Here is a 22,839-nt window from a genome sequence, read left to right on the forward strand (position 1 = left end):
CTCCCCAATTACCTGGGCTGGCGCCGCATGCTTGAGCGCTACCAGCAAAGCATTCGGCCAGTTCACTGCATCCAGGAGGCGGTAGGACGCACCGCGCAACACGCTATTGGGACATAGCCTAAAAAAACGGGAGCCAAAGCTCCCGTCCTTTATGACCCGCTAGCGCTTAGTGCGGGAAAGCCGGCGGATTGACCCCGACCATGTCTTCCATCACGCGAATCACCTGGCAGCTGTAGCCAAACTCGTTGTCGTACCAGACATAGAGCACGACACGGTTGTCGTTGGCGATGGTCGCCTCGGCATCCACCACCCCGGCATGGCGCGAGCCGACGAAGTCGGTGGACACCACTTCCTGGGAATTGACGAAATCGATCTGCTTGTGCAGGTCCGAATGCAGCGCCATGTAGCGCAGGTATTCGTTGATCTCCTCGCGGCTGGTGGGCTTTTCCAGGTTCAGGTTGAGGATCGCCATGGAAACGTTCGGCGTCGGCACACGAATCGCATTGCCGGTCAGCTTGCCCTTCAACACCGGCAGCGCCTTGGCCGCCGCAGTAGCCGCGCCGGTCTCGGTGATGACCATGTTCAAGGCGGCACTGCGCCCACGACGACTGCCCTTGTGGAAGTTGTCGATCAGGTTCTGGTCGTTGGTATAGGAGTGAACGGTCTCGACGTGACCGTTGATGATCCCGTACTTGTCGTTCACCGCCTTGAGCACCGGCACGATGGCATTGGTGGTGCAGGAGGCGGCGGAGACGATCCTGTCCTCGGCGGTGATGTCGCCATGGTTGATGCCATGCACGATATTCTTCAGCTCACCCTTGCCCGGTGCGGTCAGCACCACGCGATCGATGCCCGGGCACTTGAGGTGCTGGCCCAGCCCTTCGGCATCACGCCACTTGCCGGTGTTGTCGACCAGCAGTGCGTCCTTGATGCCGTACTGGGTGTAATCGATCGAGGAGGGATCGTTGGAATAGATCACCTGGATCAGGTTGCCGTTGGCAGTCAGGGTGTTGTTGGCTTCATCGACGATGATGGTGCCGTCGAACGGACCATGCACCGAATCCCGGCGCAGCAGGCTGGCACGCTTGACCAGGTCGTTCTCGGCGCCCTTGCGCACGACGATGGCGCGCAGGCGCAAGCCGTCGCCACCACCGGTCTTCTCGATCAGGATGCGCGCCAGCAGGCGGCCGATGCGACCGAAGCCGTAGAGCACCACGTCGGTACCCTTGCGCGCCACGGCGTTCTGCTGGCCGGTGACCATCTCGAGCTCGTCACGGACGAACTGCTCGAGACTGCGACCATTGGCCTCCTGGGCGTACTTGGCCATCATGCGGCCAAGGTCGACCGAGGCGGCGCCCAGCTTGAGCTCGCACATGGTCTTGAGCATCGGGAAGGTGTCATGGACCGACAGCTCGGCGTCGCCATCCAGGCGATGGCGCGCATAACGGTGGGCCTTGAGGATCTGAATGACCGAACGATTGATCAAGCTGCGACCATAGATCGAGGTGACCACGTTGTTGTTACGGTAGAGCTGGCCAATCATCGGAATCATCGCTTCCGCAAGGGCTTCTCGATCGATCCACTCACCGAGACACTGGTCGGGCTTCTGAGTCACGGGCAGTACCTTCCACATGTAGGGGCTGAAAAAAGGGGCTACATTATGACGGCGCACGCAGGCATGAGCAATGCGCGCCTGTCGCCACTGACAGCACGCGCCCTCCCCCGCTACAATCGTCGACCCCGTACCATGACTGCGAGCAATCCGTGTCTGTACCGACCGCGTCCGTCCTGCGCCTGCCGCCCTTGCCGGCCAGCGCCGGAAAACAACACTGGGGCAACCTGCCTGGCGCCGCGCTGAGCCTGGCGATTGCCGAGGCCGCCAGCAGCGCCAAACGCTTCACCCTGCTGCTGACCGCCGACAGCCAGAGCGCCGAACACCTGGAACAGGAGCTGAGCTTTTTCGCCCCCACACTGCCGGTGCTGCACTTCCCCGACTGGGAAACCCTGCCCTACGACCTGTTCTCGCCGCACCAGGACATCATCTCCCAGCGCATCGCCGCGCTCTACCGCCTGCCCGCCTTGAAGCACGGCATCCTGGTAGTCCCGATCAGCACGGCCCTCCACCGCCTGGCGCCGACCCGCTTCCTGCTCGGCAGCAGCCTGATGCTGGAGGTCGGCCAGCGCCTCGACGTCGAGCAGATGCGCACACGCCTGGAAGCCGCCGGCTACCGCTGCGTCGACACGGTCTACGAGCATGGCGAGTTTGCCGTACGGGGCGCGCTGATCGACCTCTTTCCCATGGGCAGCGAACAGCCTTTTCGCATTGACCTGTTCGACGACGAAATCGAGACACTGCGCACCTTCGACCCGGAGACCCAGCGCTCGATCGACAAGGTCGGCTCGATAAAACTGCTGCCGGCCCGGGAATTTCCGCTGGAGAAGAAAGCGATCACGGATTTCCGCGGGCGCTTTCGCGAGCGCTTCGATGTCGACTTCCGTCGCTGCCCGATCTATCAGGACCTGTCCACCGGCATCACTCCGGCCGGCATCGAGTACTACCTGCCGCTGTTCTTCGAGGAAAGCGCGACCCTGTTCGACTACCTGCCTCAGGACACCCAGGTGTTCTCCCTGCCGGGCGTGGAGAAGGCCGCCGAGCACTTCTGGAGCGACGCACGCAACCGCTACGAGGAGCGCAGGGTCGACCCCGAGCGGCCGCTGCTGCCGCCGGCCGACATCTTCCTGCCAGTCGAGGACTGCTTCGCCCGCCTGAAGGACTGGCCGCGGGTGGTGATCAGCCAGGACGACATCGAACCCGGCGTCGGCCGCCAGCGCTTCGACGCGCAGCCACTGCCGGACCTGGCGATCCAGGCCAAGGCCACGGAACCACTGGCCGCCCTGCGCCGCTTCATCGAGGAGCATCCCGGCCGAGTGCTGTTCTGCGCCGAGTCCGCCGGGCGCCGCGAAGTGCTGCTGGAACTGCTGGCCCGGCTCAAGCTCAAGCCCAGGGAAGTGACCGGCTGGCCGGAGTTCGCCGAAAGCAGCGACCGCCTGGGCATCTGCATTGCGCCACTGGACGAGGGCCTGCTGCTCGACGACCTGGCGCTGATCGCCGAAAGCCCGCTGTTCGGCCAACGCGTCATGCAGCGGCGCCGGCGCGAGAAGACCCGCGACGGCGGCGACAACGTCATCAAGAACCTCACCGAGCTGCGCGAAGGCGCCCCGGTGGTGCATATCGACCACGGCGTCGGCCGCTACCAGGGCCTGATCACCCTGGAGATCGACGGCCAGAGCGCCGAATTCCTCGCCCTGCAGTATGCCGAGGAGGCCAAGCTCTACGTGCCGGTATCAAGCCTGCACCTGATCGCCCGCTATACCGGCAGCGACGACGCCCTGGCGCCGCTGCACCGTCTGGGTTCCGAGACCTGGCAGAAAGCCAAGCGCAAGGCCGCCGAGCAGGTTCGCGACGTCGCCGCCGAACTGCTCGACATCTATGCCCGTCGCGCCGCCCGCGAGGGCTATGCGTTCGCCGACCCGCAGCTCGACTACGTCACCTTCAGCGCCGGCTTCCCCTTCGAGGAAACTCCGGACCAGCAGGCCGCCATCGATGCCGTGCGTGCCGACATGCTCGCGGCCAAGCCGATGGATCGCCTGGTCTGCGGCGACGTCGGCTTCGGCAAGACCGAGGTGGCCATGCGCGCCGCCTTCATCGCCGTGCACAGTGGAAAACAAGTCGCGGTGTTGGTGCCCACCACCCTGCTCGCCCAGCAGCACTACAACAGTTTCCGCGACCGCTTCGCCGACTGGCCAGTCAGGGTCGAAGTGATGAGCCGCTTCAAGAGCGCCAAGGAAGTCGGCGAGGCCATGGCCCAGCTGGCCGAAGGCAAGGTGGATATCGTCATCGGCACCCACAAGTTGCTCCAGGGCGATGTCAAATTCAGCAACCTCGGCCTGGTGATCATCGACGAGGAACACCGTTTCGGCGTGCGCCAGAAGGAGCAGCTCAAGGCCTTGCGCAGCGAGGTGGACATTCTCACCCTCACCGCCACGCCCATTCCGCGCACCCTGAACATGGCGGTCGCCGGCATGCGCGACCTGTCAATCATCGCCACACCGCCGGCACGCCGACTGTCGGTGCGCACCTTCGTCATGGAACAGAACAACCCGACCATCAAGGAGGCGCTGCTGCGTGAGCTGCTGCGCGGCGGCCAGGTGTACTACCTGCACAACGATGTGAAGACCATCGAAAAGTGCGCCGCCGACCTGGCCGAGCTGGTGCCCGAGGCGCGCATCGGCATCGGCCACGGACAGATGCGCGAGCGCGAGCTGGAACAGGTGATGGGCGACTTCTACCACAAGCGCTTCAATGTGCTGATCGCCTCGACCATCATCGAGACTGGCATCGACGTGCCCAGCGCCAATACCATTATCATCGAGCGCGCCGACAAGTTCGGCCTGGCCCAGCTGCATCAGTTGCGTGGCCGGGTCGGGCGCAGTCACCACCAGGCCTACGCCTACCTGCTGACACCGCCGCGCAAGCAGATGACCGATGATGCGCAGAAACGCCTGGAGGCCATCGCCGGCGCCCAGGATCTCGGCGCCGGCTTCCTCCTCGCCACCCACGACCTGGAGATCCGCGGCGCCGGCGAGCTGCTCGGCGACGGCCAGAGCGGGCAGATCCAGGCCGTGGGCTTCACCCTCTACATGGAAATGCTCGAGCGTGCGGTCAAGGCCATCCGCAAGGGCGAACAGCCCAACCTCGAGCAACCGCTGGGCGGCGGCCCGGAGATCAACCTGCGCGTGCCGGCGCTGATCCCGGAGGACTACCTGCCCGACGTGCATGCCCGGCTGATCCTCTACAAGCGCATCGCCTCGGCCACCGACGAAGAGGGCCTGAAAGAGCTGCAGGTGGAGATGATCGACCGCTTCGGCCTGCTGCCGGAGCCGACCAAGAACCTGGTGCGCCTGACCCTGCTCAAGCTGCAGGCCGAGCAACTGGGCATCAAGAAGGTCGACGCCGGGCCCCAGGGCGGGCGCGTCGAGTTCGCCGCCGACACCTGCGTCGACCCGCTGACCCTGATCAAGCTGATCCAGAGCCAGCCCAATCGCTACAGGTTCGAAGGCGCCACCCAGTTCAAGTTTCAACTGCCGATGGAACGCCCGGAACAACGATTCAACACCCTGGACGCGCTGTTCGAGCGCCTGACTCCCTCTGCCTAAAGGACTGACCCATGCGCGCACTCCGCACCCTGGCCCTGCTGCCGCTTCTCCTGCTATCCCTGCTTGGCGCCCCTGCGGCATTCGCGGCCGGCCTCTACCAGGTCGAGGTCATCGTCTTTCGCCAGGCCGGCGAGCCGATCCCAGCCAGCCAATTGGCCCCCGATGACTGGGACCAGGGTGCCCAGCCGATCGACGCCAGCCGCGAGCGCTCCACCACGCTCGACAGCCAGGCCGCCAAACTGAGCCCGGCAAACGGCTACCGGGTGCTGCTGCACAAGGCCTGGGCGCAGAACCTGGACGGCAATCTCAGCAGCATCAGCCTGAGCGGTGGCAACCAGCAGTTCGGCCACTTTCCGGTGGAGGGCACCCTGCATATCAAGCAGGGCCGCTTTATCGACCTGGACGCCGATCTGTGGGTCAACCAGTTCGACGACAGTGGCGTGCTCAACAGCAGCGAGCGACTCAAGCAGGGCAGCCGCCTGAAAACCGGCGAGCTGACCTACCTCGACCACGGCAGCCTCGGCCTGCTGGTTCGCATCAGTCCGCTCTGAACGCAAAAAGGGCCGCGCAACGCGGCCCTCTGCTGACAGCGCAGCGGAGCAGTCAGCCGGCCAGCACGCGCGCCAGCACCGACTTGACCCTGCCCATCCCCTCATCCAGAGCGCGCTCGATCTCCGCCATGGTGATCAGCGCCGCCGACTTGCCTGCCGCCGGATTGACCACCAGCGCCAGACAGGCATAGGGCAACGCCAGCTCACGCGCCAGCGCCGCCTCGGGCATACCGGTCATGCCGACGATGTCGCAACCATCACGCTCCATCCGGGTGATCTCGGCCACCGTTTCCAGGCGCGGCCCCTGGGTGCAGCCATAAATCCCATGACTGCTAGCCGCACAGCCCTCGGCCGCCAGGGCGGCCGAGAGCTTCTCGCGCAGACCGGCATCATAAGGGTGGCTGAAGTCGACGTGGGTGACATGCTCCAACTCGCCTTCGTAGAAGGTGTGGGCGCGCCCCGAGGTGTAGTCGATCAGTTGATGAGGCACGCAGAAATGCCCGGTGCCCATGGCGGCATGAATGCCGCCGACGGCATTGACCGCGACGACCGCCTGGGCACCCGCCTCGCGCAGCGCCCAGAGATTGGCCCGGTAATTCACCTGGTGCGGCGGGATCCGGTGCGGCTGGCCGTGGCGCGCGAGGAACAACACCTCGCGCCCCGCATACTCGCCGCGCAGGACCGGTGCCGAAGGCGCGCCAAAGGGCGTATCCAGATTCAGCGCCGCCTTGATGGTCAACCCATCCAGCTGGGTCAGGCCGGTGCCGCCGATGATGGCGTAGACAGTCATCCATTGCTCCTCAGTCTATTAATTGGGCGGCGCGCAATGCCGTGATTGCGGCCAGCCAGCGTGGGTCTTGCCGGTATTCTGTCGATGGAAATGCTTGGCGACTCATGCGCGCCAAGCCAGGTGGAACAATCACCTGCAGGCGCTGCAAGGCGCCTAGGGCCAACTCGGCGGCCGCCCGATCATTGCATACCAGGCCCATGTTGCACCCTGCCGTCAGCGCAGCCTCGATCCGGCAAGCCGCATCGCCCACCACGTGGGCGCCGGCCATCGACAGGTCGTCACTGAAAATAACCCCCTTGAACTGCAGCTCGCCCCGCAGAATATCCTGCAGCCAGCGCCGGGAAAATCCAGCCGGCAGCGCATCGACCTGCGGATAGATCACGTGGGCGGGCATCACCGCGGCCAGTTGCTGGCTCAACCGGATGAAGGGCTGCAGGTCTTGCGCGCGAATCTGCGCCAGGCTTCGCTCATCCACCGGAATGGCCACATGGGAATCCGCCTCGGCCCAACCGTGCCCCGGGAAGTGCTTGCCCGTGGCGGCCATCCCGGCAGCATTCATGCCACGGATAAAGGCGCCAGCCAGCAAGCTGGCGCGCGCCGCATCCCCCTCGAAGGCGCGACTGCCCACCACCGCACTGCGCTGGTGGTCCAGATCCAGCACCGGTGCAAAGCTCAAATCCAGTCCGGCCGCCAGCACCTCGCAGGCCATCAGCCAGCCGCAATGATCGGCCAGCTGCTCGGCGTTCGCGTTGTCGGCAATCGCCCGCATGGCCGGCAAACGTACGAATCCCTGACGCAGGCGCTGCACCCTGCCCCCCTCCTGGTCCACCGCCAGCAACATGTCCGGGCGCAATGCACGAACCGCCGCACAGAGCTCGCGCACCTGGCGCGGATGCTCGATATTGCGTGCGAACAGTATCACTCCACCCACCTCGGACTGACGCAACAGGTGTCGGTCTTCGGCGGTCAACCAGGTGCCGTCGATGTCCAGCATCAACGAGCCTTGCAAGCTTGTAGTCACAGACAATCCTTAATTGAGCGGCGCTTCGGCCCATCGCGGGCACGGCGCCTCTTCGATCCTTACGGGACAGTGGACGGGCACCCGCGGGAACAGTTCCAGCAGATCATTATTGCGCAGGCGCACACAGCCGTGAGAGCCGGGCACCCCCATAGGTTCGCTGTCGGGCGTGCCATGCAGGTAGATATAACGGCGAAAGGTGTCGACGCAACCCAAACGATTACGCCCGGGCTCACGGCCGCTGAGCCAGAGGATGCGGGTCAGAATCCAGTCGCGGTCGGGAAACTGCGCCGCCAAGGCAGGCGACCAGACCTCGCCGGTCCAGCGCCGCCCCCGCAGCACAGCCCCCGAGGGCAGGTCCGCACCGATTTTCGCGCGTACCTGATGCAGCCCCCTGGGCGTGCAGCCCGAACCATTCAGCTCGCCCGGCCCGTTCGCTGCGGTGGAGACGGCCAGGCGCAGCAACAGCTGCCCGTCGGCAAAACCGTACAGGCGCTGATCGGCAAGGGATATGTACAACAGGTCAAGGGCGCGCATAAGCGGCTAGCTTAGCGGATCGACTCCGCCAAGCCCAGCAACCGGGCGGCAGTCGCCGAACGGCATCACACCTTGGCGGGGGCCGCTGTGCTCTTGGCGCGTGGAATCAGTTGAGCGGAGGCAAGCGCCTGGTCAGCCAGGCCACTTTCCGAACGCATGCCAGCCGCCAGGAACGGCACCATCAAACGCATGACCTGTTCGATCGAGGTATTCACCCCGAAATCGTTCTCGGCCATCGCCCGCAGGGCCTTGATCCCGGACATGCTGAATGCTGCCGCCCCCAGCATGAAGTGCACCCGCCAGAACAGCTCCAGCGGCGGAATCCGCGGCGCCGCCTCATGCACCAGGATCATGTAGCGGCGGAACACCTTGCCATAGACCTCATCCAGGTACTTGCGCAGGTGCCCCTGGCTCTGACTGAACGCCAGCCCCAGCAGACGCATGAAAATCGACAGGTCGTTACCACTGCGCGGCTTCACCGCCAGCGCCTGCTCGACCAGCAGCTCGAGCAACTCCTCGAGACTGGGATTTGCCTCCGGCTTGGCCTGACGCTTGTCGAGCTCGCGCTCGAGGCTGCTGCAGAATGGCCCGAGAAAACGGGAAAAGACCGCCTGGATCAGCGCCTTCTTGGAACCGAAATGATAGTTCACCGCCGCCAGGTTGACCCCAGCCTTGCTGGTGATCAATCGCAATGAGGTTTCCGCGAACCCCTTCTCCGCGAACAGTTGCTCTGCCGCATCGAGAATGCGCTCTACGGTTTCCGACTGGGCCATGACTCTTCACCTGACAAACACTTGTTTGAAACATACGTTTCAGCCTGCAGACTTGTCAAGTCGCGCGAGCCGCATTTCGGCTGAGCAGTCACGCCGCCGCGCAATCAGCGGCGGATTGCACGCGCTGTGGAGCTTGTTGTGCCCGGATCCGGACAAGCCTCAGGCAGACAATGCTACCAGAAGCGGCAAAAGGACAATTGCATCGTCGCCATCACTGTATATAATCCCAGCAACTGTATAAAAAGACAGAGCCTCCCATGCTGAAACTGACGCCGCGCCAAGCCGAGATCCTCACCTTCATCAAACACTGCCTCGAGGACAACGGCTACCCACCGACCCGCGCAGAGATCGCCCAAGCGCTTGGCTTCAAGTCACCCAATGCCGCCGAGGAACACCTCAAGGCCCTGGCTCGCAAAGGCGCAATCGAGATGACCCCGGGGGCCTCACGCGGTATCCGCATTCCCGGCTTTGAACCGAATAGCGAAGAAGACGGCCTGCCGGTCATCGGCCGCGTTGCCGCCGGCGCACCCATCCTGGCTCAGCAACATATTGAGGAATCCTGCCGGATCAACCCCGACTTCTTCCACCCCAGGGCCGACTACCTGCTGCGCGTGCGCGGCATGAGCATGAAGGACATCGGTATTTTCGACGGCGACCTGCTTGCCGTGCACACCACCCGCGAAGCTCGCAATGGCCAGGTGGTGGTGGCGCGACTCGACGATGAGGTGACCGTCAAACGCTTCAAGCGTGAGGGCGACAAGGTCTGGCTGATCGCCGAAAATCCCGAGTTTGCGCCCATCGAAGTGAATCTGGCAGACCAAGAGCTGGTGATCGAAGGCCTGAGTGTCGGCGTCATCCGCCGCTAGAGGAGGACCCATGCAGTTCCCACAGTCGCTGAACCGCGCACAACTCCCACTGTTCGAAGGATTCCTGGCCGCGACTACCGCGCCATTAATGGAAGAAAGCGAACTGCAGTATCCCTGGCCGGAGCACTCGGAAGCCTTCAGCGAGCTTTCGCTACGGGGCGCCGCCGGGCACTGCCACAACCTGCTCGCCCCCGTACTACGCGAACTGAGCCAAAACGACAGCTCGCGCTGGCTGACCCTGATCGCCCCGCCGGCCAGCCTGACCCAGAGCTGGCTGCGTGAGGCCGGCCTGAATCGCGAGCGCATACTGCTGCTCTACCCACGCAGCGGACAGAGTGCACTGGAACTGGCAGGCGAAGCGCTAAAGCTAGGGCATAGCCACACCGTGGTCAGCTGGCTGCAACCACTCGGACAGCAGGCAAAACGGCAACTGGCACAGGCCGCACGTCAGGGCAAGGCGCAGAGTCTGAATATCAGCCTGGGCTAGACAGTGGCCAAACAACGCCGCAGACGGACCTTTGCGATGAAGCAGTGAAAGTAACTGGAAGGGCGACACTCAGCGCCTGAGCAGCAGGCCAGTGCGTGGCGATATGCTCTTAGCTGCAGAATTGGCTCAGTGCAACACGCGCGGGGCGTCATCTTGCTCGAAATCACCCTCTGCCAGCCGCCCTGCCATCTGCACGCCCACATTGAGCATGGCCTTCGCCACCTCTACATGTTGGCCCTGCAAAAACTCCTTGGCATCGGCGGAAAAATCCAGAACCACCAATGACTCTTGATCCTCGGCTCGACGCAGCGCTATACGCCCATCGGGCAATTCGACGATCTCAAGATAGGATGTAGACATAGGTAGGCTCTCCACTAAAGGCCGGCATTGTATCAGCCGACCAGGGTACGCCCTAGCCCGCCTATCTAAACTCAGATCACCACTCGCTCAGGGTTTCGCGAAAGCGACGAGTCAAGCTGGTCAACTCCTGACGCCAGGCCACCAGGGTTTCGAGACCCAGCGGTGCCTCCTCCTGCTCCAGGCTGACCGCCTGAATCAAGGGAGTCGCAGGGTCCACCTTGGCCTTCTGCGGCACTTGGGGCGGCTGGAACAACCCGGCGTAGGCCGCCAACAACTGTGCAAGCCAGGTTTCCGGCTGTTGCGCCAGCTCCACCAACTCGGCCAACTCGGCACTCGGCGCCGACTGCAGCACCGCAGGCGTCAGTATTTGCTCGACCCGTGGCACCCGACTCTCCGCCAGACGGTAGTATCCGGCCACCTCGTGACACAGCCCCAGCAAGGCGCCATACAGGTGAAACAGGGTCGCCTCACGCTCGGCCTGAACCAGCGCCTGGGCATTCAACGCCCCCTGCTCTTGCGCCTTGCGCCAGGATTCAAGCGACAATCCGACATAGAATATTTTCTGATTGGTACGCGTATACAGCTCTTTGGCCATTACCTCAGCCTCCACCAGCAGCCCATCACATCACTATACGCGCGCCAGCGATGCCGGCGCACATCCTGTCGCTCAGCGCTTGTCCTCGACCTTCCACTTGCTTCCGTCATAGAACGCACGCCATCCGGTCGGCTTGCCGTCGACCTCAGTTTGCACGTACTGCTCCTTGGTTTTGCGGCTGTAGCGAATCACCGCCGGCCGGCCCTCGGGATCCTTGGCCGGAGCCTCGCAAAGGAAGTGATACTTCGGGTCGATCTCATCCTTGTGCGGCAACAATTCCAGTACCAGCGGTGCGCGGGTCTCACGATTCTTCGGGAACTGGCTAGCGGCCAGGAACAGCCCCGAAGCGCCATCTCGCAGGATATAGGTGTCGTTGACCTTCTCGCACTGGAGCTCCGGCATCTTCACCGGATCCATCTTCGGCGGTGCTGCCTCGCCGCTCTTCAGCAGCTTGCGGGTGTTCTTGCACTCGCTGTTGGTGCAGCCGAAGAACTTGCCGAAACGGCCCGTCTTCAGTTGCATTTCGCTGCCACACTTGTCGCATTCCAGGCTCGGGCCCTCATAGCCCTTGATGCGGAACTGCCCCTGCTCGACTTCATACCCAGAGCAATCCGGGTTGTTGCCGCAAACATGCAGCTTGCGGGTTTCATCGAGCAGATAGGCATCCATCGCCGTGCCACATTTCTGACAGCGATGCTTGCCCAGCAAAACACGGGACTCGGACTCGCCCTCGTCATCGGCGGCGATTTCATCGCCCGGCACCAGGTTCACAGTGGCCTTGCAGCGCTCTTTGGGTGGCAGCGCGTAGCCCGAGCATCCGAGGAACACTCCGGTCGATGCGGTGCGAATCGTCATGGGCCGCCCACACTCGCGGCACGGGATATCCGTCAGGGTCGGCAGGTTGGCACGCATGCCGTTGTCGCTGGCCTCAGCTACTTCAAGCTTCTTCTTGAAGTCGCCGTAGAATTCGTCGAGCACATGCTTCCACTCGCGCTCACCCTGGGCGACATCGTCCAGGTGCTCCTCCATGCCGGCAGTAAAGCCGTAGTCCATCAGGTTGGAGAAGCTTTCACCGAGACGCTCGGTGACGATCTCGCCCATCTTCTCGGAATAGAAACGACGGTTATTCAGCGCGACGTAACCCCGATCCTGAATGGTCGAGATGATCGCGGCATAGGTCGACGGGCGACCGATCCCGCGCTTCTCCATTTCCTTGACCAGGCTGGCTTCGGAGTAACGCGCCGGGGGCTTGGTGAAGTGCTGGCTCGGGTCGAGTTTGACCAGCTTGAGCGCATCGCCCTGGCTCATCTCCGGCAGCACCGCGTCGTCGCCTGGTTTGCTCAGCTGCGGCAACACGCGGGTGTAACCATCGAACTTGAGGATACGGCCCTTGGCGCGCAACTCGAACTGGGCGGCGGTCACGGTGACCGTGGTCGAGAGGTACTCGGCCGGCGGCATCTGACAGGCCACGAACTGGCGCCAGATCAAGTCATAGAGGCGTTCGGCATCGCGCTCCATACCGGACAGCTGGGTCGGCTTGAGGTTGACGTCGGAAGGACGGATCGCTTCGTGTGCTTCCTGCGCGCCTTCCTTGCTGCTGTAAGCGATGGGGTTGGCCGGCAGGTATTGCTTGCCGAACTCGCCCTCGATAAAGCCGCGCACCATGCTCACGGCATCCGCCGAAAGGTTGGTCGAATCGGTACGCATATAGGTGATGTAGCCGGCCTCATAGAGACGCTGGGCCATCATCATGGTCTTCTTCACGCCGAAGCCAAGGCGGTTGCTCGCCGCCTGCTGCAGCGTGGAGGTGATGAAGGGCGCCGAGGGCTTGCTGCTGGTCGGCTTGTCTTCTCGCTTGGCGACGCTGTAGCTGGAGGCCTTGAGTATCTCCAGCGCGGCCATGGCCTGCGCCTCGTTCAATGGCTTGAAGGCGGCGCCGTTCTCACGGGCGACCTCGAAGCGCACATTGGCCCCCTTGGCGGTGCCCAGGTCGGCGTGCACTTCCCAGTATTCTTCCGGTACGAACGCGCGGATTTCCTTCTCGCGCTCGACTACCAGCTTCACCGCCACCGACTGCACCCGGCCGGCAGAAAGCCCCCGGGCGATCTTCGCCCACAGCAGCGGCGAGACCATGTAGCCGACCACACGGTCGAGAAAGCGCCGCGCCTGCTGCGCATTGACCCGGTTGATATCCAGCTCGCCGGGCTTGGAGAACGCTTCCTGGATGGCCTTCTTGGTGATCTCGTTGAACACCACGCGTTTGTAGCGGCTGTCATCGCCACCAATGGACTCGCGCAGGTGCCAGGCAATGGCCTCCCCCTCGCGATCCAAGTCGGTTGCGAGATAGATGGTGTCGGCTTCTTTGGCCAGCCGTTTGAGTTCGTCGACGACCTTTTCCTTGCCTGGAAGGATTTCGTACTTGGCCTTCCAGTCATGCTCCGGATCGACGCCCATCCGGGCAAACAGCTGACGCTTGGCCTTTTCCTTGGGGGTCAAAGCCGGCGTTTCGCCGGCAGCCGCCTTGCCGCGCTTGACGGGCTCCTTGTTGGCACTGGCCGAGCCGCTGGTAGGCAGGTCACGGATGTGGCCGATGCTCGACTTCACCACGTACTGGCTGCCCAGGTACTTGTTGATGGTCTTGGCCTTGGCCGGGGATTCCACGATGACCAGCGATTTGCCCATGGATTGGAAAATTCCTGAAATTCAAAAAAGAGGCGGAAAGCGCCGCGCAGGCTACAAGCGCGGCACCGCTATATATAGTGGCGCTCAAGGTGAGGTCAAGCACAGGGGACCGGCAATATCAGCTCATGGCCGGCTAAAAGGCGTCGTTTCCGCCTGCACGAGCATGAAGCGCGGCACTGTCTGGCCATCCACTTCGACGTCCTCGCAAAACATCTCCAGCGGACGCACCCACAGGCCGTAATCGCCGTATAGCGCTTGATACACCACAACCGGCTGCTCGGTCTCGGAGTGCAGGGCCACGCCAAATACGCGGTACTCGGGGCCTTTGTAGTGGCGATAAAGACCGGGCTGTAACTGCATCATCCAATTCCTAGAAATAAATTTGCGGCTGACAAACAAAAACCGGGGCACAGGGCCCCGGTTGTTGCACCGACCAACGCTTAGAGGCGTTCGAAGACGGTGGTGATGCCTTGGCCGAGGCCTACACACATGGTGGAAACACCCAGGGTGCCGCCGTTCTGCTTCATCACGTTCAGCAGGGTACCGGAGATACGGGCACCGGAACAACCGAACGGGTGACCCAGGGCAATGGCACCGCCATGCAGGTTGACCTTCTCTTCCATCTTGTCGAGTACCTTCAGGTCCTTCAACACAGGCAGAGCCTGGGCGGCGAAGGCCTCGTTGAGCTCGAGGAAGTCGATGTCATTGATGCTCAGGCCGGCACGCTTGAGCGCCTTCTGGGTCGATGGTACCGGGCCGTAGCCCATGATCGCCGGATCGACGCCGGCCACCGCCATGGCCCGCACCACGGCCATCGGCTGGATGCCGAGGTCCTGGGCGCGCTGGGCGCTCATGACGATCATGCAGGAAGCACCATCGGTGATCTGCGAGGAGGTACCCGCCGTGACGGTGCCGCCTTTCGGGTTGAACGCCGGCTTCAACGCAGCCAGGCTCTCCAAAGTGGTCTCCGGACGAATGGTTTCGTCGTAGTCGAACACCTTGAGGAAGCCGTTCTCGTCGTAACCCTGCATCGGGATGATCTCATCCTTGAACTTGCCTTCGACCGTGGCCTTGTGGGCCAGACGGTGCGAACGCTCGCCGAAGGCATCCTGCTGCTCGCGGCTGATGCCGTGCATCTTGCCGAGCATTTCCGCAGTCAGACCCATCATGCCCGAGGCCTTGGCCGCGTACAGCGACAGGTGCGGGTTCGGATCGACGCCGTGCATCATGCCGACGTGGCCCATGTGCTCCACGCCACCGACAACGAAGACATCACCGTTGCCGGTCTGGATTGCCTGCACGGCGGTGTGCAGGGCGCTCATCGAGGAGCCGCACAGGCGGCTGACGGTCTGGCCGGCGCTGGTGTGCGGGATCTGGGTCATCAGCGACGCCATGCGGGCGATGTTCCAGCCCTGCTCCAGGGTCTGGTTGACGCAGCCCCAGATCACGTCTTCCACTTCGGCCGGATCGACCTTGGTGTTGCGCGCCAGCACGCCGCTGATCAGGTTGGCCGACATGGTTTCGGCACGGGTGTTGCGGTGCATGCCGCCCTTGGAACGCCCCATGGGGGTACGGCCGAAGTCGACGATCACTGCATCTCTAGGATTCAGGCTCATAAATTCACTCTCGCTCTAGTCGTTGCGCGCTTAACCGAAAAACTTCTGGCCGTTGGCGGCCATCTCGCGAAGCTTGGCGGTCGGGTGGTACAACGCGCCCAGATCGGCGTACTTGTCGGCCAGGGCGACGAACTCGGCCACACCGATGCTATCGATGTAGCGCAGCGCACCACCGCGGAAGGGAGGGAAGCCGATGCCGTAGATCAGGCCCATATCGGCCTCTGCGGCGGTATCGACGATGCCGTCTTCCAGGCAGCGCACGGTTTCCATGCACAGCGGGATCATCATGAAGTTGATGATGTCCTCGTCGGTCACCTCACGCTGCTCGCTCACGATCGCCTTGAGCAGTTCGTATGCCTGCGGATCGATGACCTTCTTCGGCTTGCCGCGCTTGTCCGTTTCGTAGGCGTAGAAACCCTTGCCGTTCTTCTGGCCCAGGCGATTGGCGTCGTACATCACGTCGACCGCGGTGCGACCTTCGACCGCCATGCGATCCGGGAAGCCCTCGGCCATCACGTCGCGGCCATGATGACCGGTGTCGATACCGACCACGTCGGACAGGTAGGCCGGGCCCATGGGCCAGCCGAATTTCTCCATGACCTTGTCGATGCGCACGAAGTCGACACCGAACTCGAGCAGCTTGGAGAAGCCGCCGAAGTACGGGAACAGCACGCGGTTGACCAGGAAGCCCGGACAGTCGTTGACCACGACCGGGGTCTTGCCCATCTTCTTGGCATAGGCAACGGTGGTGGCGACGGCCACTTCACTGGACTTCTCGCCGCGAATGACTTCCACCAGCGGCATCATGTGCACCGGGTTGAAGAAGTGCATACCGACGAAGTTTTCCGGACGCTTGAGCGCCTTGGCCAGCAGACTGATGGAGATGGTCGAGGTGTTGGAGGCGAGAATCGTATCGTCCTTCACTGCCCCTTCCACCTCGGCCAGCACCGCTTGCTTGACCTTGGGGTTCTCGACCACGGCTTCGACCACGATGTCGACGTTGCCGAAATCACCGTAGGACATGGTCGGACGAATGGCGTTGAGGGCTTCGGCCATCTTCGCCGGGGTCAGACGGCCCTTCTCGACACGCTTGCCGAGCAACTTGGACGCCTCGTTCAGGCCCATCTGGATGCCTTCCTCACGGATATCCTTCATCAGGATCGGCGTGCCCTTGACTGCCGACTGATAGGCGATGCCGCCGCCCATGATGCCGGCGCCGAGCACGGCGGCCAGGTTCACGTCCTGGGCGATCTCGTCGTGATGCTTGGCCTTCTTCTTCAGCTCCTGATCATTGAGGAACAGGCCGATCAGGCTCTCGGCAACCGAGGTCTTGGCCAGCTTGACGAAACCGGCGGCCTCGACTTCCAGTGCCTTGTCGCGACCGAAGTTGGCTGCCTTCTGGATGGTCTTGATCGCCTCGACCGGCGCCGGGTAGTTCGGGCCAGCCTGACCGGCGACGAAGCCCTTGGCGGTCTCGAAGCACATCATCTGCTCGATGGCATTGAGCTTGAGCTTGTCCAGCTTCGGCTGACGCTTGGCCTTGTAGTCCAGCTCGCCGGAGATCGCGCGCTTGACCAGGTCCAGCGCGGCGGCCTGGAGTTTGTCTGCGCTCACCACGGCATCCACGGCGCCGACCTTCAGAGCGTCGACCGCCCTGTTTTCCTTGCCCGAGGCGATCCACTCGACGGCATTGTCGGTACCGATGACGCGCGGCAGACGCACGGTGCCACCGAAGCCCGGGTAGATGCCCAGTTTGACTTCCGGCAAACCGACCTTGGCGCTATCGGCCATGACGCGGTAGTCCGCAGCCAGGCACATTTCGAAACCGCCACCGAGGGCGATGCCGTTGATGGCCACGACTGTCGGAACATTGAGGTCTTCAAAATCACTGAAGATCTTGTTGGCTTCGAGGTTGCCAGCTACCAGCTCTTCATCGGGCAACTTGAAGTTGTCGACGAACTCGGTGATATCGGCGCCGACGATGAATACGTCTTTGCCACTGGTGACAATCACGCCTTTGATCGAACCATCGGCCTTGATTGCATCAACCGACTGACGCAATTCGTTCAGGGTAAGACGGTTGAACTTGTTGACGGATTCACCCTTGAGGTCGAATTTCAATTCGACGATGCCGCTCTCAAGAGCATTAACCGTGATGGCTTTACCTTCGTAAATCATCAACTGATCTCCACGGTATGGAAGCTGAACAGTACACATCGGAGCCAACCAGCGGGCTACTCAACGACTAAGCGATCGAGAAATAGCTCCAGTTAGCCTGGCACACCCACCGACGCGATATTCGGACTGTATAGGCGATGCCCTTAGGCAAACACTCAATTCATACGCCCGTTTGATTTGGGTGTGCACACCTTCAGGGAAAACCCGCGAATTGTCAATTGGGCCGATTACGGCTCACGCCAGGCAGACGAGGCCCAGGCTAGAGCACAGCGGGCGCCCAAGACGGCCTGTCGCGATCAGGCGATCATCGGCGCCGATAACGAAGGCTTCCTGGCGACCTGGCACCTGATTTGTGACCCACCGCATAGCTAGCCAAAAGTTTTTGCTCCGGGTACAGTCGTCTCAACTCGCTCGGCACAAACCGAGTGCGACAACAACAAGAAAACAACTGACGCCCCAACGCAGGGCGCACGGAGCCCCAATGTCGAGCCACCTGCTGGCCCTATCCCTGAGCACCCTGCTCGCCTTTGCAAGCCCAGCCACCGCCGCCCTGCAGGCGAGCGAAATCGACAGCAGCCTGCACAACCTGCATCAACTGCGCCTGGCCACGCAGAAGAGCCTGAGCGACTTCTACATGTATAACAGCATGGAAGGTGACCAACGCTATGCCCAGATGATCGGCCAATCGCTCGATGAGGCCGGCGCACGCCTGCAGGCGCTCAGCGACATGCCCGGCGAAGGTTCCAAGGCCCTGCGCTCGCAACTCGAACAACTGTGGACTGGCTACAAGATAGATCTGAACAAGCTGACCAGCGCGCTTAAGCAGCAAGGCTATACCGACCTGCAACCGGTCGCCGACCTGGCGGACCGCAACCAGCAGCTGATGAGCCTGAGCCAGGAGCTGTACAACAAGATCCAACAGGAAGGCGGCTACTCCGCCGCCACACTGACCCAGCAGAGCCGCGAACAGAGCCTACTGATGCGGGCCATCGCGGTCGACTATGCCTCGCGTAGCGCCTCGGTAGGCGCCACCTTCATGGGCGGCGGGGACGCCCGGCCGATCGACGAACTGGTCAATGAATTCGCCAGCAAACTGACCCGCCTGGAACGGGCCCCGGAGAATACGCCGCAGATCAAGCAGACCCTGAATGAGATAGGCACGAAGTGGCGCTATATCGAAAAATCGCTGCGTAATTACAACGAGAACAGCGTCCCGTTCCTGGTCAACAAGTATTCCGACAGCATCATCGAGGGCCTGGAACAGGTATCCGCCCAATATTCGGCGCCGCAGCTCTAGGTAGGATCGGGCGTGTCGCGGCGCCATGACGCTTTTCCGGCCTGCCTGGCCGTCTTCCCAGCCCGGTGCTTGCGCCGGGCTTTTCTTTTTCCAGACGCGCGCCTGTCAGGCCCGCGCCTTCAGGAAATCGGCAATCTTCTGCAGCGAGTCAGGCTGCGCCCGCTCCCCCCAGTAAAGCGCGACCATCTGCGCACTGGCCTGCACCTTGAACACATCGCCCGGCAGGGTGGCAAGTTGCGCGGCCAGCACGGCATCGGCACAGGGCTCGCGCCATTGGTTCTGCCAGTTGCCCGGCTCCACCTGCCAATAGCACCAACAGTCCAGATGACTACCGCGACGACGTGGGCGATGATACTGCGGGCATGGGCTAGGCGCATGCTGGGCAAGCCAGTAAGGCCACTCTTCGCGGGCCAGCTGCATGGCCAACCCCATGCGCCGGGCTTGCAAACGCACGTCCATCCGCCCACGCTCACGCCGGCTTGGCACCAGCCAGGACAACGGGCTGAGCACCAGCGCCAAGAGCAATACAGCGATCCACCAGTTCATAAGTTCGATCTCGCAGGGCAAAACCTGCCGTAAACGCCTAATACATCCATACTTGACTCATCGGTTCCCCCTCAGAAGGAGTTCCCCATGCCCTACCAGCACATCCTGGTCGCCGTCGACCTAACCGAGGAATGCGACCCGGTCATGCACCGCGCGCAGAAACTCGCGACCAGTTGTGGCGCAAAACTCTCGGTGGTGCATATCGTCGAGCCGATGGCCATGGCCTTCGGCGGCGATGTGCCAATGGATCTGTCGATGCTGCAGCAGCAGCAGTTCGATCAGGCCCGTGAACGACTGGACAGCTTTGCCGGCAAGTACCCGGAACTCGGCGCCGACCAACGACACCTCGCCTATGGCCAGCCGCGCCAGGAAATCCATCGCCTGGCCGAAGAGCAGGGCTGCGACCTGGTCATCGTCGGCAGCCATGGCCGTCACGGCCTGGCCCTGCTGCTCGGCTCCACCGCCAATGACGTCCTGCATGGCGCGCCCTGCGATGTTCTCGCCGTGCGCCTGAAGAAGCCCGAGTAAGCGCCCCCACCGGATGGCGCGACTCGCGCCATCCGGCCCGCGACTTACTCGAAGGCGTCGCCGGCACTCATCACCAGGGGCCTGATCTTCTGCAGCTGGGTTTCCAGCGAGTAGGTCATGCTCGACGACAACGAGAAAAAGGTCAGGAACGCCTTGAGATTGGAATCGCCCTCGCAGGTAGCGTGAATCCGCTGCCAGAATGCCTGGTTGACCAGCTGCAACTGCTGGAACATGCGCACCAGGCCCTTCAGCTCCCAATCGGCATGACGCCCCTCGCGAAAATTGAAGTACTGTCGCGCCAGATACAGCGAAACGGCGCGCAGGATGAATTCCTGATTATTGGCGAATGGCAGGTGGTTGTGTGCCATTGGCCTGAGCTTGCCCAGCACCGGACAGGCACTGGTCGCCATGATCACCCCGAGCAGGGCACGCAGACCCTCCTCCAAGCTCACCTGCTTGGTGTATTCGCGCTCCGGGGTACGCACCCAGACCAAGGCCTTCTTGAAGGCCGGCAGCCCCTGGAAATCCTCGATGACCCGCTGCAGGTCGACGGCAGCCGGGCAGTGGCTGAAGCCTCCCTTGCTCAGCGGGCAATTGCTGCATTGCTGATGTTGCAGCCGAGTCCAGCTCGGCGCCGCGTCGGCCAGCGCCGGGTCATAGGCGCGATCCAGTTCGATCCTGTAATCGAACTGGTGATTGTCGTCGAGGCTAATGCGGTACTCGATGGCCATGCTTTCTCCGCCTGTTGTTGTCGGGTTCCTTCCAGACATCGCACGCTGCGCTGTCGCTCGCTTATTCTTCCAGCTCGGCCCAGCGTTCGACCAGGCGATCCAGCTCTTCCTGCAGCGCCTGCAAGCTCGCCAGCACTTGCGTAGTGTGCTCGGCCGGCTGCTGGTAGAAGGCCGGATCGGCGATCTGCTCCTGCACCGCGGCCATCTGCGACTCGAGCGCATCGATCTGCCCCGGGATCGCTTCCAGCTCACGCTGCAGCTTGTAGCTGAGTTTCTTCTTCGTGCCTGCAGGCGCAGCTGGCTCCACCGCCGCCTCCGGGGCCGGCGCCTGCACCACCGCCGAACTCAACTCGGCCTTGCCCGCCTTGCTTTCGCCAACCCCGAGCAGGCGCGGCGAACCACCCTGGCGCAGCCAATCCTGATACCCGCCGACGTATTCACGCACACGCCCCTCGCCCTCGAACACCAGGGTGCTGGTCACCACGTTGTCGAGAAATGCCCGGTCGTGGCTGACCATCAGCACCGTGCCCTGGAAGGTCAGCAACACTTCTTCGAGCAACTCCAGGGTTTCCACGTCGAGGTCGTTGGTGGGCTCATCCAGCACCAGCAGGTTGGCCGGCTTGCTGAACAGCTTGGCCAGCAGAAGACGCGCACGCTCGCCACCGGACAAGGCCTTGACCGGCGTACGGGCACGCTGCGGGCTGAACAGGAAGTCACCCAGATAGCTCAGCACGTGCCGGCCCTGCCCGTCGATCTCGATGAAGTCACGGCCTTCGGCCACGTTATCGATCACGGTCTTTTCCAGGTCCAGCTGATGGCGCAACTGATCGAAATAGGCCACATCGATACGTGTGCCCTCTTCCACCTTGCCGCTGGTCGGCTGCAGTCCGCCGAGCATCAACTTGAGCAGGGTGGTCTTGCCGGTACCGTTGGCGCCGAGCAGGCCGATTCGGTCGCCGCGCTGCAGGACCATGGAGAAGTCCTTGACCAACAACGGCCCGTCCGGATGAGCGAAGCTGACGCTCTCCAGGACCATGACCTGCTTGCCGGACTTGTCGGCTGTCTCCAGCTGGATATTGGCCTTGCCGGTACGCTCGCGGCGCTGACTGCGCTCCACACGCAAGGCCTTCAAGGCACGTACACGGCCTTCGTTGCGGGTACGACGGGCCTTGATACCCTGGCGGATCCACACCTCTTCCTGGGCCAGACGCTTGTCGAACAGCGCATTGGCGGTCTCCTCGGCGGCCAGCACCGCCTCCTTGTGCACCAGGAAGCTGGCGTAGTCGCCGTTCCAGTCGATCAGGCCGCCGCGATCCAGTTCGAGGATGCGCGTGGCCAGATTCTGCAGAAAGGAACGATCGTGGGTGATGAACAGCACGGCCCCCTGGAAGCCGACCAAGGCTTCCTCCAGCCAGGCGATGGCACCGATGTCCAGGTGGTTGGTCGGCTCGTCGAGCAGCAGCAGGTCCGGTTCCGAGACCAGCGCCTGGGCCAGCAGAACCCGCCGCCGCCAGCCGCCGGAGAGCTCGGCCAGGGTCTTGTCGGCCGGCAGCTGCAGGCGGCTCAGGGTACTGTCGACCAGTTGCTGCAGACGCCAACCATCACGAGCCTCGAGATCCTGCTGGACGTGCATCAACTTCTCGAGGTCGGCCTCGCTGTGGATGTTCTGGCTCAGGTGGTGGTACTCGGCAAGCAATGCCCCGACACCATCGAGACCTTCGGCCACCACATCGAAGACCGTCCGCTCATCGGCCAGCGGCAGTTCCTGGGGCAACTCGCCGATTTTCAGCCCGGGAGCACGCCAGACCGAGCCGTCATCGGGCTTCTGGTCGCCCTTGACCAGTTTCAGCATGCTCGACTTGCCGGTGCCATTACGGCCGATGATGCACACCCGCTCGCCACGAGCGATCTGCCAGGACACCTTATCCAGCAGTGGCATGGCGCCGTAGGCCAGGGAAACATCGGTGAACTTAAGCAGGGTCATGGCACGCCTCGACGGTACAGCGGACAACAAAACTACAGAAAAATCAGAGAAACGCGACGATCGAACCCGATCCGCCGCGAACA

The 22,839-nt window shown here is 62.8% G+C and carries 20 protein-coding genes and 1 pseudogene; 7 read left to right on the plus strand and 14 right to left on the minus strand.

Annotated elements, in window-relative coordinates:
- Positions 1-117: pseudogene (locus tag AB5S05_RS10350) on the plus strand (IS1595 family transposase); the annotation flags it as partial.
- A 49-nt stretch (positions 118-166) separates the two neighbouring features.
- On the opposite strand, the gene AB5S05_RS10355 reads toward AB5S05_RS10350, so the two are convergent.
- Positions 167-1,633, minus strand: coding sequence for a glyceraldehyde-3-phosphate dehydrogenase (locus AB5S05_RS10355; protein ID WP_369287436.1), 1,467 nt, complete (start codon positions 1,631-1,633; stop codon positions 167-169).
- 131 nt (positions 1,634-1,764) lie between these two features.
- On the opposite strand from AB5S05_RS10355, the gene mfd reads away from it, so the two are divergent.
- Both mfd and AB5S05_RS10365 read left to right on the plus strand, forming a co-directional pair.
- The gene (gene mfd, locus AB5S05_RS10360; protein ID WP_369287437.1) at positions 1,765-5,217 is read left to right on the plus strand and encodes a transcription-repair coupling factor; all 3,453 of its coding nucleotides are present in this window, start codon (positions 1,765-1,767) and stop codon (positions 5,215-5,217) included.
- Between the two features lie 11 nt (positions 5,218-5,228).
- On the plus strand, positions 5,229-5,768 hold the full coding sequence (locus AB5S05_RS10365) for a CsiV family protein (protein WP_369287438.1): 540 nt from the start codon (positions 5,229-5,231) through the stop codon (positions 5,766-5,768).
- 52 nt (positions 5,769-5,820) lie between these two features.
- Here the strand turns inward: AB5S05_RS10365 and AB5S05_RS10370 are convergent, their stop codons facing one another.
- The 4 genes from AB5S05_RS10370 to AB5S05_RS10385 form a co-directional block, all read right to left on the minus strand.
- Positions 5,821-6,558, minus strand: a complete 738-nt coding sequence (locus AB5S05_RS10370) for an S-methyl-5'-thioinosine phosphorylase (protein WP_369287439.1) — start codon at positions 6,556-6,558, stop codon at positions 5,821-5,823.
- Between the two features lie 10 nt (positions 6,559-6,568).
- The gene (nagZ, locus tag AB5S05_RS10375) at positions 6,569-7,567 is read right to left on the minus strand and encodes a beta-N-acetylhexosaminidase (protein ID WP_369287632.1); all 999 of its coding nucleotides are present in this window, start codon (positions 7,565-7,567) and stop codon (positions 6,569-6,571) included.
- Positions 7,568-7,588: 21 nt separating this feature from the next.
- A complete protein-coding gene (locus AB5S05_RS10380) occupies positions 7,589-8,113 on the minus strand; it encodes a L,D-transpeptidase family protein (RefSeq protein WP_369287440.1) in 525 nt (174 codons plus the stop codon).
- A 65-nt stretch (positions 8,114-8,178) separates the two neighbouring features.
- Positions 8,179-8,886: a TetR/AcrR family transcriptional regulator gene (locus AB5S05_RS10385; protein WP_369287441.1), complete on the minus strand. Its 708-nt coding sequence runs from the start codon at positions 8,884-8,886 to the stop codon at positions 8,179-8,181.
- Positions 8,887-9,143: 257 nt separating this feature from the next.
- On the opposite strand from AB5S05_RS10385, the gene lexA reads away from it, so the two are divergent.
- Together lexA and sulA are read left to right on the plus strand one after the other, a co-directional pair.
- The gene (gene lexA, locus AB5S05_RS10390; protein WP_369287442.1) at positions 9,144-9,752 is read left to right on the plus strand and encodes a transcriptional repressor LexA; all 609 of its coding nucleotides are present in this window, start codon (positions 9,144-9,146) and stop codon (positions 9,750-9,752) included.
- A gap of 10 nt (positions 9,753-9,762) precedes the next feature.
- Positions 9,763-10,239, plus strand: a complete 477-nt coding sequence (sulA, locus tag AB5S05_RS10395) for an SOS-induced cell division inhibitor SulA (RefSeq protein ID WP_369287443.1) — start codon at positions 9,763-9,765, stop codon at positions 10,237-10,239.
- Between the two features lie 126 nt (positions 10,240-10,365).
- On the opposite strand, the gene AB5S05_RS10400 is transcribed toward sulA, so the two are convergent.
- The 6 genes from AB5S05_RS10400 to fadB form a co-directional block, all read right to left on the minus strand.
- A complete protein-coding gene (locus AB5S05_RS10400; protein WP_369287444.1) occupies positions 10,366-10,599 on the minus strand; it encodes a hypothetical protein in 234 nt (77 codons plus the stop codon).
- A gap of 76 nt (positions 10,600-10,675) precedes the next feature.
- Complete coding sequence (locus AB5S05_RS10405) at positions 10,676-11,194, minus strand: DUF6586 family protein (protein WP_369287445.1); 519 nt, start codon at positions 11,192-11,194, stop codon at positions 10,676-10,678.
- Positions 11,195-11,266: 72 nt separating this feature from the next.
- Positions 11,267-13,876, minus strand: a complete 2,610-nt coding sequence (gene topA, locus AB5S05_RS10410; RefSeq protein ID WP_369287446.1) for a type I DNA topoisomerase — start codon at positions 13,874-13,876, stop codon at positions 11,267-11,269.
- Positions 13,877-13,999: 123 nt separating this feature from the next.
- Positions 14,000-14,236 carry a DUF1653 domain-containing protein gene (locus AB5S05_RS10415; RefSeq protein WP_369287447.1) on the minus strand — a complete coding sequence of 79 codons (237 nt, stop codon included), beginning with the start codon at positions 14,234-14,236 and terminating at the stop codon, positions 14,000-14,002.
- Between the two features lie 80 nt (positions 14,237-14,316).
- A complete protein-coding gene (fadA, locus tag AB5S05_RS10420; RefSeq protein WP_369287448.1) occupies positions 14,317-15,492 on the minus strand; it encodes an acetyl-CoA C-acyltransferase FadA in 1,176 nt (391 codons plus the stop codon).
- 30 nt (positions 15,493-15,522) lie between these two features.
- On the minus strand, positions 15,523-17,670 hold the full coding sequence (gene fadB / locus AB5S05_RS10425; RefSeq protein ID WP_369287449.1) for a fatty acid oxidation complex subunit alpha FadB: 2,148 nt from the start codon (positions 17,668-17,670) through the stop codon (positions 15,523-15,525).
- Positions 17,671-18,151: 481 nt separating this feature from the next.
- Between fadB and AB5S05_RS10430 the strand changes: the two genes are divergently transcribed.
- Entirely contained in the window at positions 18,152-18,967 is an 816-nt protein-coding gene (locus tag AB5S05_RS10430; protein WP_369287450.1) for a hypothetical protein, read from the plus strand.
- A 105-nt stretch (positions 18,968-19,072) separates the two neighbouring features.
- On the opposite strand, the gene AB5S05_RS10435 is transcribed toward AB5S05_RS10430, so the two are convergent.
- A complete protein-coding gene (locus tag AB5S05_RS10435) occupies positions 19,073-19,513 on the minus strand; it encodes a hypothetical protein (RefSeq protein ID WP_369287451.1) in 441 nt (146 codons plus the stop codon).
- Between the two features lie 87 nt (positions 19,514-19,600).
- On the opposite strand from AB5S05_RS10435, the gene AB5S05_RS10440 reads away from it, so the two are divergent.
- A complete protein-coding gene (locus AB5S05_RS10440) occupies positions 19,601-20,041 on the plus strand; it encodes a universal stress protein (RefSeq protein WP_369287452.1) in 441 nt (146 codons plus the stop codon).
- Between the two features lie 44 nt (positions 20,042-20,085).
- On the opposite strand, the gene AB5S05_RS10445 is transcribed toward AB5S05_RS10440, so the two are convergent.
- The gene (locus AB5S05_RS10445) at positions 20,086-20,772 is read right to left on the minus strand and encodes a DUF6901 family protein (protein ID WP_369287453.1); all 687 of its coding nucleotides are present in this window, start codon (positions 20,770-20,772) and stop codon (positions 20,086-20,088) included.
- A 61-nt stretch (positions 20,773-20,833) separates the two neighbouring features.
- Entirely contained in the window at positions 20,834-22,756 is a 1,923-nt protein-coding gene (locus tag AB5S05_RS10450; RefSeq protein WP_369287454.1) for an ATP-binding cassette domain-containing protein, read from the minus strand.
- Between the last annotated feature and the right edge of the window lie 83 nt (positions 22,757-22,839).

The sequence above is a fragment of the Pseudomonas zhanjiangensis genome (assembly GCF_041027545.1).
In the GTDB taxonomy this organism is placed as follows: domain Bacteria; phylum Pseudomonadota; class Gammaproteobacteria; order Pseudomonadales; family Pseudomonadaceae; genus Aquipseudomonas; species Aquipseudomonas zhanjiangensis.

Excerpts from the sequence above, each read along its gene's own strand:
- AB5S05_RS10435 (WP_369287451.1), bottom strand. The coding sequence starts at position 19,513 with ATGAACTGGTGGATCGCTGTATTGCTCTTGGCGCTGGTGCTCAGCCCG.
- AB5S05_RS10430 (WP_369287450.1), top strand. The coding sequence starts at position 18,152 with ATGTCGAGCCACCTGCTGGCCCTATCCCTGAGCACCCTGCTCGCCTTT.
- AB5S05_RS10450 (WP_369287454.1), bottom strand. The coding sequence starts at position 22,756 with ATGACCCTGCTTAAGTTCACCGATGTTTCCCTGGCCTACGGCGCCATG.
- AB5S05_RS10445 (WP_369287453.1), bottom strand. The coding sequence starts at position 20,772 with ATGGCCATCGAGTACCGCATTAGCCTCGACGACAATCACCAGTTCGAT.
- AB5S05_RS10440 (WP_369287452.1), top strand. The coding sequence starts at position 19,601 with ATGCCCTACCAGCACATCCTGGTCGCCGTCGACCTAACCGAGGAATGC.
- AB5S05_RS10370 (WP_369287439.1), bottom strand. The coding sequence starts at position 6,558 with ATGACTGTCTACGCCATCATCGGCGGCACCGGCCTGACCCAGCTGGAT.
- fadB (WP_369287449.1), bottom strand. The coding sequence starts at position 17,670 with ATGATTTACGAAGGTAAAGCCATCACGGTTAATGCTCTTGAGAGCGGC.
- topA (WP_369287446.1), bottom strand. The coding sequence starts at position 13,876 with ATGGGCAAATCGCTGGTCATCGTGGAATCCCCGGCCAAGGCCAAGACC.
- AB5S05_RS10405 (WP_369287445.1), bottom strand. The coding sequence starts at position 11,194 with ATGGCCAAAGAGCTGTATACGCGTACCAATCAGAAAATATTCTATGTC.
- AB5S05_RS10380 (WP_369287440.1), bottom strand. The coding sequence starts at position 8,113 with ATGCGCGCCCTTGACCTGTTGTACATATCCCTTGCCGATCAGCGCCTG.
- AB5S05_RS10385 (WP_369287441.1), bottom strand. The coding sequence starts at position 8,886 with ATGGCCCAGTCGGAAACCGTAGAGCGCATTCTCGATGCGGCAGAGCAA.
- fadA (WP_369287448.1), bottom strand. The coding sequence starts at position 15,492 with ATGAGCCTGAATCCTAGAGATGCAGTGATCGTCGACTTCGGCCGTACC.
- AB5S05_RS10365 (WP_369287438.1), top strand. The coding sequence starts at position 5,229 with ATGCGCGCACTCCGCACCCTGGCCCTGCTGCCGCTTCTCCTGCTATCC.
- AB5S05_RS10355 (WP_369287436.1), bottom strand. The coding sequence starts at position 1,633 with ATGTGGAAGGTACTGCCCGTGACTCAGAAGCCCGACCAGTGTCTCGGT.
- AB5S05_RS10400 (WP_369287444.1), bottom strand. The coding sequence starts at position 10,599 with ATGTCTACATCCTATCTTGAGATCGTCGAATTGCCCGATGGGCGTATA.
- sulA (WP_369287443.1), top strand. The coding sequence starts at position 9,763 with ATGCAGTTCCCACAGTCGCTGAACCGCGCACAACTCCCACTGTTCGAA.
- lexA (WP_369287442.1), top strand. The coding sequence starts at position 9,144 with ATGCTGAAACTGACGCCGCGCCAAGCCGAGATCCTCACCTTCATCAAA.
- AB5S05_RS10415 (WP_369287447.1), bottom strand. The coding sequence starts at position 14,236 with ATGCAGTTACAGCCCGGTCTTTATCGCCACTACAAAGGCCCCGAGTAC.